The following is a 13,576-nucleotide window of genomic DNA, read 5'->3' on the forward strand; positions in this document are numbered from 1 at the left end:
GGCGTGGGGGATCGCGTCCGGGCCCTTTCCCGTGCCATGGGGTGGCACGGAGTGCCATAGTGCAGCCATGAGCGACATTCATTCGCACGGGACTCCGGACGGGACTCCGGAAGGGACTCCGGACGGGACTTCGCACGGAGCCGAGCAGCTGTGGGCGGCCCTCGGCGGTGACCCCGAGCTGACCGGCCGTATCTCGTACAGCGGTCCGCAGGGCCTGCTTGCGGCCCGGCTTCCCGTCATGGGACTGGCCCGCGCCACGGTCGCGGTGTGTTCGCTCGCGGCGGCGGAACATGCCGCGCTCGGCGCCGGGGGCCCGATCCCTGCCGTGCGGGTCGACGACGCCGCGGTCGCCACGGCATTCGTCAGCGAGCGGCATCTGCTGGTGGACGGGCGGGCTCCGGTGACGTTCGCCCCGCTGTCCCGGTTCTGGCGCACGGCCGACGGCTGGGTGCGTACGCACGCCAACTACCCGCACCACCGAGCGGCGTTGCTCGCCGCGCTGGACACCGATGAGGACGGGGTGGAGAGCGCGCTCGCCGCGCGGAAGTCACTGGACGTCGAGGAGGCGGTGTATGCGGCGGGCGGCCTCGCCGTCGCCCTGCGCACCCCCGACGAGTGGGCGGCGCACCCGCAGGGCGCCTTGGCGGCCCGGCAGCCGCTGCTCACCCGGGAGCGGCTCGACGACGCGGCCCCGCGGCGCCGGTCGCGCCGGCTGCGGGTGCTCGACCTGACCCGGGTCATCGCGGGCCCGGTCGCCACGCGGACGCTCGCGCTGCTCGGCGCGGACGTGCTGCGCATCGACCCGCCCCGGCTGCCCGAGCTCCCCGACCAGCACGCCGACACCGGCTTCGGCAAGCGGTCCGCGACGCTGGACCTCGACAGCCCGGCGGACCGGCGCACCCTGGACGAGCTCCTCGACGGTGCCGATGTGCTGGTCACCGGCTACCGCCCCGGTGCGCTGGACGGCCACGGCCTCACCCGGCCCGGTCTGGTCGTCGCACAGCTGTCGGCGTGGGGCGACGACGGGCCGTGGGGCGGTCGGCGAGGCTTCGACAGCCTCGTACAGGTGGCGAGCGGGATCGCCGTCGCCGAGGGTTCCCCGGACCGTCCGGGCGCCCTGCCCGCGCAGGCACTCGACCACGGCACCGGGTATCTGCTCGCGGCGGCGGTCCTGCGGTCGCTGACCGAGCAGGAGGGGGAGGGCGGCACCCGTCTCGTACGGCTGGCGCTGGCGCGTACCGCCCGCTTTCTGACGCATGGTCTGCCGGCCGAGGCCGGCGGCGACGCCGGGACGTACGATCCCGGCCGCCGGCTGGCCGAGACCGACAGCCCGCTCGGCAGGCTGCGGTACGCGCTGTCGCCGGTGTCGTTCGAAGGCGGCCCGGCGGACTGGTCACGCCCGCCGGGCGTGTGGGGCGCGGACGCGCCGAATTGGGCGTAGGCCGCCTTCGGCGGGCTTCTCTCCCCGCCCCCTGGGGCATGCCAACGGGCCGGGACTCCGCGACGCGCCCACCATCGGCCCCTGACGTCCGGTGGCCGCGGATCGAGCCATCCTCGACGGAGCTGAGCGGATGAGGAGCTGAGGAGCTGAGGCTCACCCAGCTTGCTCTGGACGGTGACGAAGCCACGGACAGGAACGGACAGGAGAAGTCATGCCGCACTCATCGAAGGCACCCCGGCATCTGAGCGGTCTGCGGAACGCTCGCTATGGCGAGATCCTGCTCATCTCGCCGGACGAGGGCGGAGCCCTCAAGGCGGCGGTCTACAACACTCTCGGTCTCAACGACTGTCCACCCGAGCGGTGGAAGGCGCTCGACCCCCGCTCGCTGGCGGAACAGTTCCGGGTGCCGATGGTGTTTCTGAACGGCCCGCGCTTCTGGGTGGTCGACGAGATCACGGCGTTCGCGTGGGGGGACACAGCCATGTTCGACGGCCTGGAGGCCCGCCTGGTGGCGGAGCTCCGCATCCCCCAGGAGCTCGGCCTCACCAGCACGCAGTCCAAGAACTTCTACGTCGATGCCACGGTCGAACGGGACACGGAGTACGTCCTGCACAGCGGCAAACCCGTCCACGAACTGCTCGCTCCGGGCGACCGGACCTACGTCATGCAGACGTACTCCCATATCGTGGACGACAGCCTGACGATGGACTCCCTGGCCGTGCTCGGCGAACGGCTGCAGCTCCCGCAAGGCTGGCGTTACCGGGTCCGCACCCCGGAGGACGACCTGACCATTCGCACGGTCGAGGGCGAGGCCCACGTCGTGCAGGACGAGCTGGAGAACACGTACATGCTCGTCCCCCGCTGAGTGGCGCCGAGGCCCCGTTCGCGGGTGACTCCTGTGCGGGCGGGGATGGGAATGGGCCTGCGGCAGGCACCACCACGCCCACCCTCGCCGCACACATCGCGCTACGGCTTGACCAGGACCTTCAGGGCCGTGCGTTCGTCCATCGCCTTGTAGCCGTCGGGGACGCCGTCCAGGCCGACGGTGAGGTCGAAGACCGGGGACGGGTCGACGGTGCCGTCGAGGACGTCCGGCAGCAGCTCGGGGATGTACGCGCGGACGGGCGCGACGCCACCCCGCAGCGCGATGTTGCGGTCGAACATGACGCCGAGGTCGAGGCCGGTGCCGCTGCCGTGCGGGACGCCGACGTAGCCGATGGCGCCACCGTCGCGGGTGATCCCGACGGCGGTGCGCATGGACTGCTCGGTGCCGACGGCCTCGATGACGGCGTGCGCGCCCTGACCACCGGTCAGCTCGCGTACGGCAGCCACGGCCTCGTCCCCGCGCGCCGCGACGACGTCCGTGGCACCGAAGGTCCTGGCAATGTCCGTACGCACCTGGTGGCGGCCGAGCGCGATGATCCGCGCGGCGCCCAGCCGCTTCGCGGCGAGCACCCCGCACAGGCCGACCGCGCCGTCGCCCACGACCGCTACGGTGCTGCCCCGGGTGACGCCCGCGCCGACGGCGGCGTGATGGCCGGTGCCCAGGACGTCGGAGAGTGCGAGGAGCGCGGTGAGCAGCCGCTCGTCGGACGCGGCGCCGGCGGGGAGCTTGACGAGGGTGCCGTCGGCGAAGGGCACGCGCACGGCCTCGCCCTGGCCGCCGTCGGAGCCGGGCGAGCCCCAGAAGCCGCCCTGCGGGCACGACGTCTGCAGCCCCTCGGCGCAGTACTCGCAGGTGCCGTCGGACCAGACGAACGGCGCGACGACCAGGTCACCGGGCGCGAAGCCGGTCACCTCGGTGCCCGCCTCCTCGACGATGCCCAGGAACTCATGGCCGATGCGCTGACCGGGCTGCCGTTCCGACTCGCCGCGGTAGGCCCACAGGTCGCTGCCGCAGATACAGGCCCGCAGGACCCGCACCACGACGTCGGTCGGCTGCCGCAGCTCCGGGTCGGGAACCTCCTCCACGCGCATGTCGAACGGGGCGTGGATCGTGGTGGCGCGCATGACGGGCGTGTCCTTGCTTCTCAGACGGCAGTACGCGGCTCACGGTACGCCCGGTCGGGTACGGGCGCGCACCCGAATGCGCCGAGGGCGCCCGTGGTCAGCAGGTACTGCGCTCCCACGTAGGTGAGCATGATCCAGAAGTCGGGTGCCGGAAGCTGCGGCCATTCGGCGATCCCGGTCGCCAGGAGCATGTCGGAGACCAGGAACAGCGCCCCGCCCGCCCCGGCCGTCCACCCGAGCCCGCTCGACCGGTAGGCCATGGCGGTCAGCAGCAGCGAGTAGACACCGACGGGGATCCGCAGCTCCGCCGGCAGGTCCGTCCAGAGCAGCCCCACGGCAGCGACGAGGAACACGCCGTACGCGATGCCCAGCGCCGGACTCGTACGCACCCGGCCGAAGAGCACGAGGTAGCAGACGTGCCCCGCGGCGAAGAGCCCCATCCCGACGAGGAACGCCCGGTCGGCGCCGGCCATCAGGAGCACGTCCCCGGCCCAGCCGCAGAGCAGGGCCGCGATCAGCGGGCGGGGCGCGCCACGGACCGCCGCGTACGCCGCGAGCAGGGGCATCAGCAGCGGCTTGGCGATCAGGTGCCCGGTCCGCCAGCCGGCGAGGATCGCGCCGAGGTCGAGCAGTACGGCGGCCGCGAAGAGCACCGGCAGGAGCCGGGCGAGGCCCTCGCGGGTGCGTGCTGCGGCGCTCACGCGGCCGGCTCCGCCGCGGTCTCCGCCGTCGCGGCGGAGACCGGCGCCGCCGTGGTGCCCGCCGGGCCCGGCTCCCATCCGGGCCCCCGGAACAGCCGCCCCGCCCGCTCGTGCCACGTGCGCGCGGCCCTCAGGTCACGGGCGATGGAGACGTACTCGTGCGTGGCGACCCGCAGCGGGTTGTACGTCCGGATGTTCTTGGTGAGCCCGTACACGGGCCGCTCGGTCTCGGCAGCGAAGGACCGGAAGAGCCGGTCCCAGACGATCAGGATCCCGCCGAAGTTCCGGTCCAGATAGCCGCCTTGGGATGCGTGGTGGACCCGGTGGTGGGAGGGGGTGTTGAGCACGAACTCGAAGGGCCGCGGCAGCCGGTCGATCCGCTCGGTGTGGATCCAGAACTGGTAGACGAGGTTCACGGAGGAGCAGAAGGCGAGGGCGGCCGGGTGGACACCGCAGGCGATCATCGGGAGGTAGAACGGCCAGGAGGTGAACCCGGTCCACGGCTGGCGCAGCGCCGTGCTGAGGTTGAACTTCTGGCTGGAGTGGTGGACGACGTGGCAGGCCCACAGGATCCGGATGACGTGATGACCGCGGTGGGACCAGTAGTAGAAGAAGTCCTGCGCGAGCAGCATCAGGGGGATGGTCCACCACAGGACAGGGACGCGGAGCGGGGTGAGTTCGTACACCGCCGTGTAGACGGCGATGACCGGGATCTTCCAGAGGAGGTCGAAGCCCAGACTGCCGAGCCCCATGCCGATGCTGGTGGCGGCGTCCTTGGTCTCGTAGCCGGCGGCCTCCTCGTCGGGATGGAGCCGGTAGCTGACCATCTCCAGGACGGTGAGCAGGACGAAGGCTGGTATCGACCACAGCACGACATCGGGCAGGTTGGGCGGCATGCGGGCACCGTAGAGGTGCGTGTGCCGGCGCGGCTAGATGCCGTTACCAACAAGTATGGGGGACGAGCTGTCAGCGGCCTTTGGCGACTTCCGCCAAGCGGGCTGCCGTAGGGCGTCGTCCGTGGTGCAGGGACCGCTACACCCCCGCCGCCCCCAGCAGCGACCCCGCCGCGTACGTCACCCCCATCGCCAGCGCTCCCCCGCCCACGTTCCGCACCATCGCCGGCCGTGCCGGCGCCGCCCCCAGCCGGGCGCTCCACCAGCCGGTGAAGGTCAGGGCGACGAGCACCGAGACGACAGTCACCCACAGCCGGGACGAGGACGGCGGCAGCACGATCGCCAGCAGGGGGAGCAGGGCTCCGGCCGTGAAGGCGAGGAAGCTCGCGCCGGCCGCCTGCCAGGGGTTGGTGAGCTCGTCCGGGTTGATGCCGAGCTCGACCCGCGCATGCGCGCGCAGGGCGTCGCGTTCGGTGAGCTGGATCGCGGCCTCGCGGGCGAGGTCGCGGGTGAGGCCGCGGTCCTCCAGCAGGTCGGTGAGCTCGTCGAGTTCGGCCTCCGGCTCTTCGCGCAGCTCACGCTTCTCGACCGCCAGCGCCGCCTTCTCCGAGTCGCGCTGGGTGGAGACCGAGACGTACTCGCCGGTCGCCATGGACATGGAGCCGGCGAGCAGTCCGGCGAGGCCGGCCGTGAGCAGGGCCGCCCGGTCGCTGGTCGCGCCCGCGACGCCGACGACGAGGCCCGCCGTGGAGACGATGCCGTCGTTGGCGCCGAGTACCGCGGCACGCAGCCAGTTGAGGCGGATGCCGAGGGATTCGCCGTGGGGCTCGTGGTGCGTCGGTTCGGTCACTCGGGGAGGGTCTCATCCCGGGCGGTCACCAGACGCGTACCGACCCGCCCGCCGCGAAGGCGGGGCTGGTGGCGTCGGCCGGTACCTCCTTCAGGGGTTCGGCGATCTCCTCGACGGTCGGGCCGTGGACGGCGGCGATCTCGTCGAGGAAGGCGAGGTCGAAGCCGTACACCCGCGCCGCGTTGCCGCCCGCCATCGCCGCGATCTCGTCGCGCGGCAGGCCCGCGTAGGCGATACGGAGGCCCTCGCGGGAGTAGGGGGCCGTGCCCTCGTCGTGCGGGTAGTCGCTGCCCCACATGATTTTGTCCAGGCCGATCCGGTCACGCAGCGGCACCTCGTGGGGGCGCATGAAGCTCGCGCCGACGAAGCAGTTGTCGCGCCAGACCTCGCTGGGCCCCTTGCCCATCGAGGCGGCGAGACCCGCACCGAATTTGGACTCCGCGGTGGAGGCCCGGGACGCCGCGGCGACGAGCCGGCCGTGGTAGTAGTCCAGCATCTCGACGACCGCCGGGATCCAGCCCGAGCCCTGCTCGGTCAGGACGAGCTTCAGCCCCGGGTGGCGGCGGAAGGCACCACCGAAGATCAGATGCCAGAGCGCCCGGTGCGAGAACCACGTCGTCTCCACCATGAACACGGCCCGCGCGGCCGGTTCGTCGCCGAGCGGAGGCGACGCGGAACCGCCGTGGTGATTGACCGGTACGTCGAGCTCCTCGCACACCGCCCACAACGGGTCGTACGTCGCCGAGTACAGCTCCGGGATGCCCGAACCGGGCGGGGCTCCGGGCAGCAGGATCCCGCCGCTGAGGCCCGCCTCCTTGGCCCGGCGGACCTCGGCCACCGCCTCGTCCACGTCGTTCAGCAGGATCTGTGCGACGCCCGCGCGGCGGCCCGGGACTAGGGAGCAGAAGTCGGTGAGCCAGCGGTTGTGGGCGCGCAGCCCCGCCCACCGCTGCTCGTACTCCTCGCGCGTCGGCGCCGGTGCCATCAGCGATGCGGACGGGAAGAAGGGCGGGATGGTGTTGGGGAAGACGACCTCGGCGACGACGCCGTCGGCCTCCAGTTCGGCGACCCTGCGGTCGGAGTTCCAGTTGCGGTCGGCGGTGTCGGCGAGCAGGTCCTCGTACGGATTGACGTACGTCGCCGCCCACGCGTCGAAGTCGTCGTGGTGGCGCTTCTCCAGGTACGGCTTGTAGTCGAGCAGGTCCGCGCCGGCGTGGCAGTCGGCGGAGATGACCGTGTAGCGGTCGCTCATCGGTCAGTTCACCCCCAGGACCGGGAAGTCGTGGTCCGTCAGCCAGTGGCGGCCGACCTCGCGCGAGCGCGCCCAGGACGCCTCGACAGCCGTCTGGTCGTCGGGCTGGCCCAGGTCGGCCGGGGTCGGGCCGATGCGGCGCGCGATCGGCGCGAGTTTGCCGGTGTCGAAGCCGAAGACCTCGGCGGCGGCGAGGCCGAGGATGCGACGGGTCTCGGCGACGGGGATGTCGTGGAAGGTGTTCTTCAGCCAGGCGCGGGTGTTGGGCCAGGTGCCCTCGGGGTGCGGGAAGTCGGAGCCCCAGAGGATGTTGTCGATGCCGATCTCGTAGCGCTGGGCGAGTTCGCGCCGCTTGGTGTTGGTGGCGCAGATGAAGATCTGACGGTCCAGGTACTCGCTCGGCGGCCGCCGAAGCTCCGCGAACGGCGAGAGTTTCTTGCCGCCGTGCGCACCGAGATAGAGCCGGTCCATGAACCAGAGCAGATTCGGCAGCCACCAGCAGCCCGACTCCGCGACGCCGAACCTCAGGCCGGGGTGCCGCTCGAAGACCCCGGACCAGAGCAGGAACCACAGCGGCCGGGCGGGCCACCAGGTCACCTCGGACACGTAGATCCCGAGGTGGTCGCCGTACTCATGACGCGGGGCGGCGCCCGAGTGGGTGACGAGCGGCATGGCGGTCTCGGCGGCGGCCGCCCAGACGGGGTCGTAACGCCGGTCGTGGTACGGGGCCTTGTCCGCCCACATCGACGGGATCATCAGCGCACCGAGCCCGGACTCCTTGGCCCGGTGGATCTCGGCGACGGCCTTGTCGACCTCGCCGGTCACGGGGAGGAGCGCGACTCCGCAGTGCCGTTCGGGGTTCTCGGACACGAACTCCGCCAGCCACCGGTTGTGGGCCTGCGCGCCCGCCATGCCGAGGTCCGGGTCCTGGTCGCCGGAGAGCCCGAGGCCGACGCCGAACGGCGCGGCGGTCCGGCTGTCGACAGCGTCCGCGTCGGGGAAGACGACCTCGGCGGCCACCCCGTCGCCGTCGAGCTCCTTGAGCCGCTGTGCGGCGTCCCAGCCGCCGCGCAGGCCTTCCTCGTTGTCGCTGAACCATTTGTTCGCGAAGGCCTCGTTGCGTACGCCGAGTCGGGTCATCTCCTCCCGGCGGCGGTCGCGCCCGGCGAGGAACTCGTCGAAGTGGCGATGGAAGCGGGCGTCGAGGTAGGGCCGGTACTGCTCGGTCGGCAGCCCTGCGTGGCAGTCGGAGGAGATGATCAGGTAGGGGTCGTTCGCGTTCGCGTGCGGGTCGTTCGGGTGCGGGTCGTTCGGGTGCGGGTCGTTCGGGTCCGTCATCACGGCTCCCTCGGTCAGGAATGCGAGCGCGGTCAGTCGAGAATGAAGCTCTCCAGGTACGACGGGTTGGCGCGGTCGAGCATCGACTGCGATCGCGCCCGGATCTGGCGGTCGCTGTGCTCGCTCGCCGGGAGCATCCAGAAGCGGTCGGCCCTGATCCCGTCCACGACGTGCTCGGCGACCTCCTCCACCGGCGTGAACGTCACCTCGTGCCCGGCGGCCCTCATCGCCCCCTCCCACTGGTCCAGGCTGCGGTAAGGGGTCCTGCGCGGCCGCTCCTTGGCGTAGCGCGACGGCCTGTTGCGGTGCGACTCCCACAGGCCGGTGCGGAGCATGTGCGGGCCGGGGAAGAGCACGGAGGCCCCGACCGCGGCTCCCTCGGCCCGCAGGTGCGCGTACAGCGACTCGGTCATCGTCACGACGGCCGCCTTGGTGACGGCGTACACGGACGCGGTGGGCAGCGGGGCGATCCCGCCGTCGCCGGACGAGGTGTTGACGACATGGCCGGGCTCGCCACCGGCGATCATGCGCGGGACGAAGGCCTGGACGCCGTGGAAGACACCCCACACATTGACCGCGAAGGCCCACTTCCAGTCGTTCGGCTCGTGCTCCCACATCCGGCCCTCGGCCCCGGAGCCGACCCCCGCGTTGTTGCACAGGACATGGACGGCGCCGAAGGTCTCGTACGCGGCGTCGGCGAGCCGTTGTACGGAGTCGCGGTCCGATACGTCCACGACCCGCGCGAGGACATGCGCACCGCCCGTGACGAGATCGTCCTCGGCCTTGCGCAGGGCGGCTTCCTCGACGTCCGCGAGGACGACCCGCAGACCCTCGGCGGCGAACCGCCGCGCCATGGCCAGTCCGATGCCGCTCGCCGCGCCGGTGACGACGGCGACCTGTCCCTCCTCGAGCCTCACCGGACGCTCCCCTCCGGCGGTCCGTCGAGGATCTGCTGCGGGTCGTCGTACCGCTGGTGGATGTACGGCAGAAGGGCCTGGGCGCTGACCCGTTCGGCCACGCGGCCCTTCTGGTCGGTGGTCTTCTCACCGATGGTGAGCTCCACCAGCTTGCGTACGGGCAGGTCGGCGACCGGGTCGTACATCGACTCGCGCAGGACGACGTCGCCGGTGAGCTGCTCCAGCTTGCGGAACTTCTCGTTGCGTACGCAGTGGACGAGGACCGGGTCGGTGTCGAAGCCCGAGCCGGCACCGTCCACCGCCGGAAGGAACTTGAAGTAGAAGTCCACTTTCTCGGTGGGCCTTGGCAGCGGCAGGGGCCCGGACACCGCGCCCCGTACCTCGACGAACGCGATGCCGTGCCGGGTGAGGGACGCTCGTACGACCAGGCCGTCGCGCTCGACACCGACTTCGCCCAGTTTCTTCGGCTCGCCGAAGACCTCACGGCCGCCGATGAGGGCACGCTCATGGGTCATCGGCATGACGAGCGGATACCAGCCCTGCTGGTCGCCGTGGGCGGCGGCGACGGCGACGGAGCCCGCGCCGAGTGGATAGCCGGGCAGATCGACCTTGCTGATGTTGGCCCGTACGAGCGGGCGTTCGGTGGGTTTGAGCGGCGGCGGCAGGACGGCCGCGACCGCGTCCGGGTCGGTCTCCCACACCGCCACGACGCCCGTGGACCAGATGTCGGGGAGCTTGGCACCGGCGGCGCGGGCGGCCGCGATCTCGGCCTCGGTGCGCGCGCCGTACCGTACGCGTGCCATGTCGTACCACCCTTCGTCGTTTCGTCGTTTCGTCGTTCGTCGTTTCGTCGTCGGGGGGTCGGTTCTGTAACACAGTTACACCGGCGACGATGAAGGGTAAAGAGCCGTGCACGCACCGGAATGGGGGCCTCATGCCGCGCACTGCCCTGACCCGCGACGAGGTGCTGGACACAGCTGCGGTTCTCGTCAAGCAGCACGGCCCCGACGCCCTCACGATGCGCAAGCTCGCTGCCGAGCTCGGCACGGCCGTCACATCGATCTACTGGCATGTCGGCAACCGGGAGTCACTGCTTGACGCGCTCGTGGAGCGCACCGTCCAGGAGATGGGCGCGATCCGCCCGTCAGGGCGTACTCCGGCCGCCCGGATCGTCTCCGTCGCCCGCCGCCTGCGTCGCGAGCTGCGCGCACGGCCGCATCTGATCGCGATGGTCCATGAGCGCGGGCTCACCGAGCGGATGTTCCTGCCCGCGCAGCGGGCGCTCGTCCACGAGGTGCACGCCGCCGGGTTGCGCGGGGCGCGCGCCGCCGACGCCGTACGGGCGGTGCAGTTCCAGATCGTCGGCTTCGTCCTGGTGGAACGGAACCGCGAGCGCGCGCCCGTGCAGTCTCCGGGCGAGGAGGAGCTGTGGGACACCGAGACCGCCGAGCACGATCCGGCCCTGGCCCGTGCGCTGGCACGGCCCGCCGACCCGGAGAAGCTCTTCAGCGTCTCCGTGAAAGCACTGGTGGAGTCGCTGCTCGCGCACGGGAACTAGAGCGGGGATCACATCGATGGCGGGCCGGCCGCCCCCCTCCGGGGGTTCGTCCGTACGCGGGGTCGGCTCCGCTGGCGTGCTTCCTTCTCATACTTCGCACGGACTTCCCCACCCGAGTGCGGGGCTGACGGAGACGCAGGGCCGGAACGGCCGACGGCGGGGGACCTTGTGGGTGGCGCTCGGCCGAGCCGGTCGCGGTGGCCGAGCCTGTCGCGACCGGGCCGGGACGGCCTTGTCAGAGGTGGCCCGTAAGCTCTGTGACCATGCTCGACGACCGTACGACAGCAGCAGCGTGGCCGACCGCGTATCCCCAGGGGTACGCGGTCGTCGACGTGGAGACCACCGGACTCGCCCGCGACGACCGGATAGTGTCGGCTGCCGTCTACCGCCTGGACGCCCAGGGAAACGTCGAGGACCACTGGTACACGCTGGTGAATCCGGAGCGTGATCCGGGGCCGGTATGGATCCATGGGCTGACGAGCGATGTACTGGAAGGCGCGCCGCTTTTCAGCGATATCGCCCATGAGTTCGCGCACCGACTGGACGGCCGGGTCCTCGTCGCGCACAACGCGATCTTCGACTGGTCCATGATCGCCAGGGAGTACGCACGGGCGGAGCGCGTCGCGCCGGTGCGACAGCGGCTCTGCACGATCGCGCTCTCCAAAGAGCTCGCGCTCCCGCTGCCCAACCACAAGCTGGAGTCGCTGGCCGCCCACTTCGGTGTCGTCCAGCAGCGCGCCCACAATGCGTTGGACGACGCACGGGTGCTGGCCGAGGCGTTCCGGCCGAGCCTGCACACGGCCGCCGAGCGCGGGGTGCGCTTGCCTCTGCTGGAGTGCCGGCCGCTGACCGAGTGGTCGTCCGCACCCACCGCCCCGCGCATCGGCCGGCAGGCGTCGGAGTCCTCGTACCGGCCGAACAGCTGGCGCCCGTCGCGCAGACGTCCCGCGTGTCCGTACCCCAACCCCGGCCGCTACGAGCCGGACAAACCGCTCAAGCAGGGCATGAGGGTGGCCTTTTCGGGCGATACGTCCATCGAGCGCGAGCTCCTGGAGGACCGCGCGATCGAGGCGGGGCTCCATGTCGCGACGAGCGTCTCCCGGCTGACGAGCCTGCTCGTCACCAATGACCCCGACGCGGCGACCTCGAAGACGGTCAGGGCGAAGTCGTACGGGACGCCGATCGTCGACGAGGCGGCCTTCACTCAGCTGCTGAGGGACGTGGCCGCGGCTGAGGGCTGACGCGGGCCCGTCGTCCGGGTGCTCGGCGACGGCCGTGACGCCGCGGCAGTGCGTGCCGCGGCGGTGCGTGCCGCGGCGGTGCGTCCCGGGAACAGGGACCCGCTGCGCCGGTCGGGTGCGGCCGCGCCGACCCGCCAGCATGGATCTTGCTCCGGTGCCCCGCGCTCCGCAGCATGCGGCCCATGGCACGTTGCGAGGTCTGCGGAAACGACTACGACATGTCCTTCGAGGTGCACGCGCAGGGCGCGGTGCACGTCTTCGACTGCTTCTCCTGCGCCATCCACCGGATGGCGCCCGTCTGTGAACACTGCCGGGTCCAGATCATCGGCCAGGGCGTCGAGGCCGACGGCCACTGGTACTGCGGCGCCCACTGCGCCCGCGCCGACGGAAGGACAGGCATCGTCGACAAGGTCTGAGCCTCCCACCGGCAGGGTCTGAGCCTCCCTCCGGCAAGGCCTGAACCTCCCGCCGCGGGCTCCCGGACCCCTCGGACTCCCAGGACCCCTCCCTCCGAGCGCCCCATGGCCGAGTTGTACGGTCATGGGGTGTACCGCTTCCTGTTGTCCCGGCAGTGGGTGATCCTCACCCTCATCATCCTCGTCCTCATCCCGGCGATGGTCGAGCTGGGCTTCTGGCAGCTGCACCGGCACCAGCACCGGGTCGTGCAGAACAAGCTGATCTCGGACAACCTCACCGCCCGGCCCGTCCCGGTCACCGAGCTCACCTCCCCCGGCCACACCGTCCCGCGCGCCGACTACTGGCGGCGGGTCACCGCGACCGGTACGTACGACACCGCCCACGAGGTCGTCGTGCGCCGCCGCACCAACGCCGACGACCGGATCGGCTTCCACGTACTGACCCCCCTGATCCTCACCGACGGCCGCGCGGTCCTCGTCAACCGGGGCTGGGTGCCCGCCGCGGCCGACCAGGCGGCCTTCCCCGAGGTGCCGCCGGCGCCCAAGGGCGAGGTGACCGTCACCGGGCGGCTCATGGCCGATCAGACGACGAGCTCCAGCGGGATCAAGGATCTGTCCGGGCTGCCGCCCCGTCAGATCATGCTGATCAACAGCGGGCAGCAGGCGAAGAGCCTCGGCCGGCCCGTGCTCGGCGGCTATCTGGAGCAGACGGCGCCGGAACCTGCCGGGGGCTCGCCCGAGCTGATCCCCGACCCCGACCACGACTCCATCGGCCCGCACATGGCGTACGCGATCCAGTGGTGGCTGTTCGCGGCCGGTGTGCCGGTCGGCTGGGTGATCCTCGTACGTCGCGAGAAGCGTGACCGCGCAGCGGCCGCGGGCGAGTCGGAGGCGGGCGAGTCGGAGGCGACCAAGTCCGTCACGGCAGCCGCGTAACGTTCCCGGACTGTCGCCGGCCG

At 71.7% G+C, this 13,576-nt stretch carries 14 protein-coding genes; 6 read left to right on the plus strand and 8 right to left on the minus strand.

The features are described 5' to 3' along the window. Positions 1 to 67 precede the first annotated feature (67 nt). Both ACWCXB_RS10155 and ACWCXB_RS10160 read left to right on the plus strand, forming a co-directional pair. A complete protein-coding gene (locus tag ACWCXB_RS10155; protein WP_450721026.1) occupies positions 68 to 1,441 on the plus strand; it encodes a CoA transferase in 1,374 nt (457 codons plus the stop codon). Between the two features lie 211 nt (positions 1,442 to 1,652). Continuing rightward, a complete protein-coding gene (locus ACWCXB_RS10160) occupies positions 1,653 to 2,306 on the plus strand; it encodes a hypothetical protein (protein ID WP_450721028.1) in 654 nt (217 codons plus the stop codon). Between the two features lie 101 nt (positions 2,307 to 2,407). On the opposite strand, the gene ACWCXB_RS10165 is transcribed toward ACWCXB_RS10160, so the two are convergent. The 8 genes from ACWCXB_RS10165 to ACWCXB_RS10200 form a co-directional block, all read right to left on the minus strand. Further along, complete coding sequence (locus ACWCXB_RS10165) at positions 2,408 to 3,451, minus strand: zinc-dependent alcohol dehydrogenase family protein (RefSeq protein ID WP_450721030.1); 1,044 nt, start codon at positions 3,449 to 3,451, stop codon at positions 2,408 to 2,410. Positions 3,452 to 3,471: 20 nt separating this feature from the next. Next, positions 3,472 to 4,152 carry a lysoplasmalogenase gene (locus ACWCXB_RS10170; protein ID WP_450721032.1) on the minus strand — a complete coding sequence of 227 codons (681 nt, stop codon included), beginning with the start codon at positions 4,150 to 4,152 and terminating at the stop codon, positions 3,472 to 3,474. Next, positions 4,149 to 5,048, minus strand: coding sequence for a sterol desaturase family protein (locus tag ACWCXB_RS10175; protein WP_450721034.1), 900 nt, complete (start codon positions 5,046 to 5,048; stop codon positions 4,149 to 4,151). Before ACWCXB_RS10175 ends, ACWCXB_RS10170 begins: the two co-directional genes overlap by 4 nt. A gap of 136 nt (positions 5,049 to 5,184) precedes the next feature. Continuing rightward, a complete protein-coding gene (locus ACWCXB_RS10180) occupies positions 5,185 to 5,895 on the minus strand; it encodes a VIT1/CCC1 transporter family protein (protein ID WP_450721036.1) in 711 nt (236 codons plus the stop codon). A 25-nt stretch (positions 5,896 to 5,920) separates the two neighbouring features. Continuing rightward, on the minus strand, positions 5,921 to 7,147 hold the full coding sequence (locus ACWCXB_RS10185) for an amidohydrolase family protein (RefSeq protein WP_450721038.1): 1,227 nt from the start codon (positions 7,145 to 7,147) through the stop codon (positions 5,921 to 5,923). Between the two features lie 3 nt (positions 7,148 to 7,150). Continuing rightward, a complete protein-coding gene (locus tag ACWCXB_RS10190; protein ID WP_450721040.1) occupies positions 7,151 to 8,485 on the minus strand; it encodes an amidohydrolase family protein in 1,335 nt (444 codons plus the stop codon). Positions 8,486 to 8,517: 32 nt separating this feature from the next. Further along, complete coding sequence (locus ACWCXB_RS10195; RefSeq protein WP_450721042.1) at positions 8,518 to 9,402, minus strand: SDR family NAD(P)-dependent oxidoreductase; 885 nt, start codon at positions 9,400 to 9,402, stop codon at positions 8,518 to 8,520. Then, complete coding sequence (locus ACWCXB_RS10200) at positions 9,399 to 10,205, minus strand: acetoacetate decarboxylase family protein (protein WP_450721044.1); 807 nt, start codon at positions 10,203 to 10,205, stop codon at positions 9,399 to 9,401. Before ACWCXB_RS10200 ends, ACWCXB_RS10195 begins: the two co-directional genes overlap by 4 nt. A gap of 131 nt (positions 10,206 to 10,336) precedes the next feature. Between ACWCXB_RS10200 and ACWCXB_RS10205 the strand changes: the two genes are divergently transcribed. The 4 genes from ACWCXB_RS10205 to ACWCXB_RS10220 all read left to right on the plus strand — a co-directional run bounded on the left by ACWCXB_RS10205 (position 10,337) and on the right by ACWCXB_RS10220 (position 13,553). Then, on the plus strand, positions 10,337 to 10,960 hold the full coding sequence (locus ACWCXB_RS10205) for a TetR/AcrR family transcriptional regulator (protein ID WP_450721046.1): 624 nt from the start codon (positions 10,337 to 10,339) through the stop codon (positions 10,958 to 10,960). A gap of 257 nt (positions 10,961 to 11,217) precedes the next feature. After that, positions 11,218 to 12,201 (plus strand): DEDDh family exonuclease, encoded by a 984-nt coding sequence (locus ACWCXB_RS10210; protein WP_450721048.1) that lies wholly within the window; start codon positions 11,218 to 11,220, stop codon positions 12,199 to 12,201. 182 nt (positions 12,202 to 12,383) lie between these two features. Continuing rightward, a complete protein-coding gene (locus tag ACWCXB_RS10215; protein WP_450721050.1) occupies positions 12,384 to 12,617 on the plus strand; it encodes a hypothetical protein in 234 nt (77 codons plus the stop codon). Between the two features lie 129 nt (positions 12,618 to 12,746). Next, positions 12,747 to 13,553: an SURF1 family cytochrome oxidase biogenesis protein gene (locus ACWCXB_RS10220; RefSeq protein WP_450721348.1), complete on the plus strand. Its 807-nt coding sequence runs from the start codon at positions 12,747 to 12,749 to the stop codon at positions 13,551 to 13,553. The last annotated feature ends 23 nt before the right edge of the window (positions 13,554 to 13,576 follow it).

Source organism: Streptomyces sp. NPDC001514 (assembly GCF_053597075.1).

Bases quoted from the DNA above. Each gene is read 5' to 3' on its own strand.
- ACWCXB_RS10205 (WP_450721046.1), top strand. From the start codon at position 10,337: ATGCCGCGCACTGCCCTGACCCGCGACGAGGTGCTGGACACAGCTGCG.
- ACWCXB_RS10165 (WP_450721030.1), bottom strand. From the start codon at position 3,451: ATGCGCGCCACCACGATCCACGCCCCGTTCGACATGCGCGTGGAGGAG.
- ACWCXB_RS10155 (WP_450721026.1), top strand. From the start codon at position 68: ATGAGCGACATTCATTCGCACGGGACTCCGGACGGGACTCCGGAAGGG.
- ACWCXB_RS10160 (WP_450721028.1), top strand. From the start codon at position 1,653: ATGCCGCACTCATCGAAGGCACCCCGGCATCTGAGCGGTCTGCGGAAC.
- ACWCXB_RS10215 (WP_450721050.1), top strand. From the start codon at position 12,384: ATGGCACGTTGCGAGGTCTGCGGAAACGACTACGACATGTCCTTCGAG.
- ACWCXB_RS10175 (WP_450721034.1), bottom strand. From the start codon at position 5,048: ATGCCGCCCAACCTGCCCGATGTCGTGCTGTGGTCGATACCAGCCTTC.
- ACWCXB_RS10185 (WP_450721038.1), bottom strand. From the start codon at position 7,147: ATGAGCGACCGCTACACGGTCATCTCCGCCGACTGCCACGCCGGCGCG.
- ACWCXB_RS10200 (WP_450721044.1), bottom strand. From the start codon at position 10,205: ATGGCACGCGTACGGTACGGCGCGCGCACCGAGGCCGAGATCGCGGCC.
- ACWCXB_RS10190 (WP_450721040.1), bottom strand. From the start codon at position 8,485: ATGACGGACCCGAACGACCCGCACCCGAACGACCCGCACCCGAACGAC.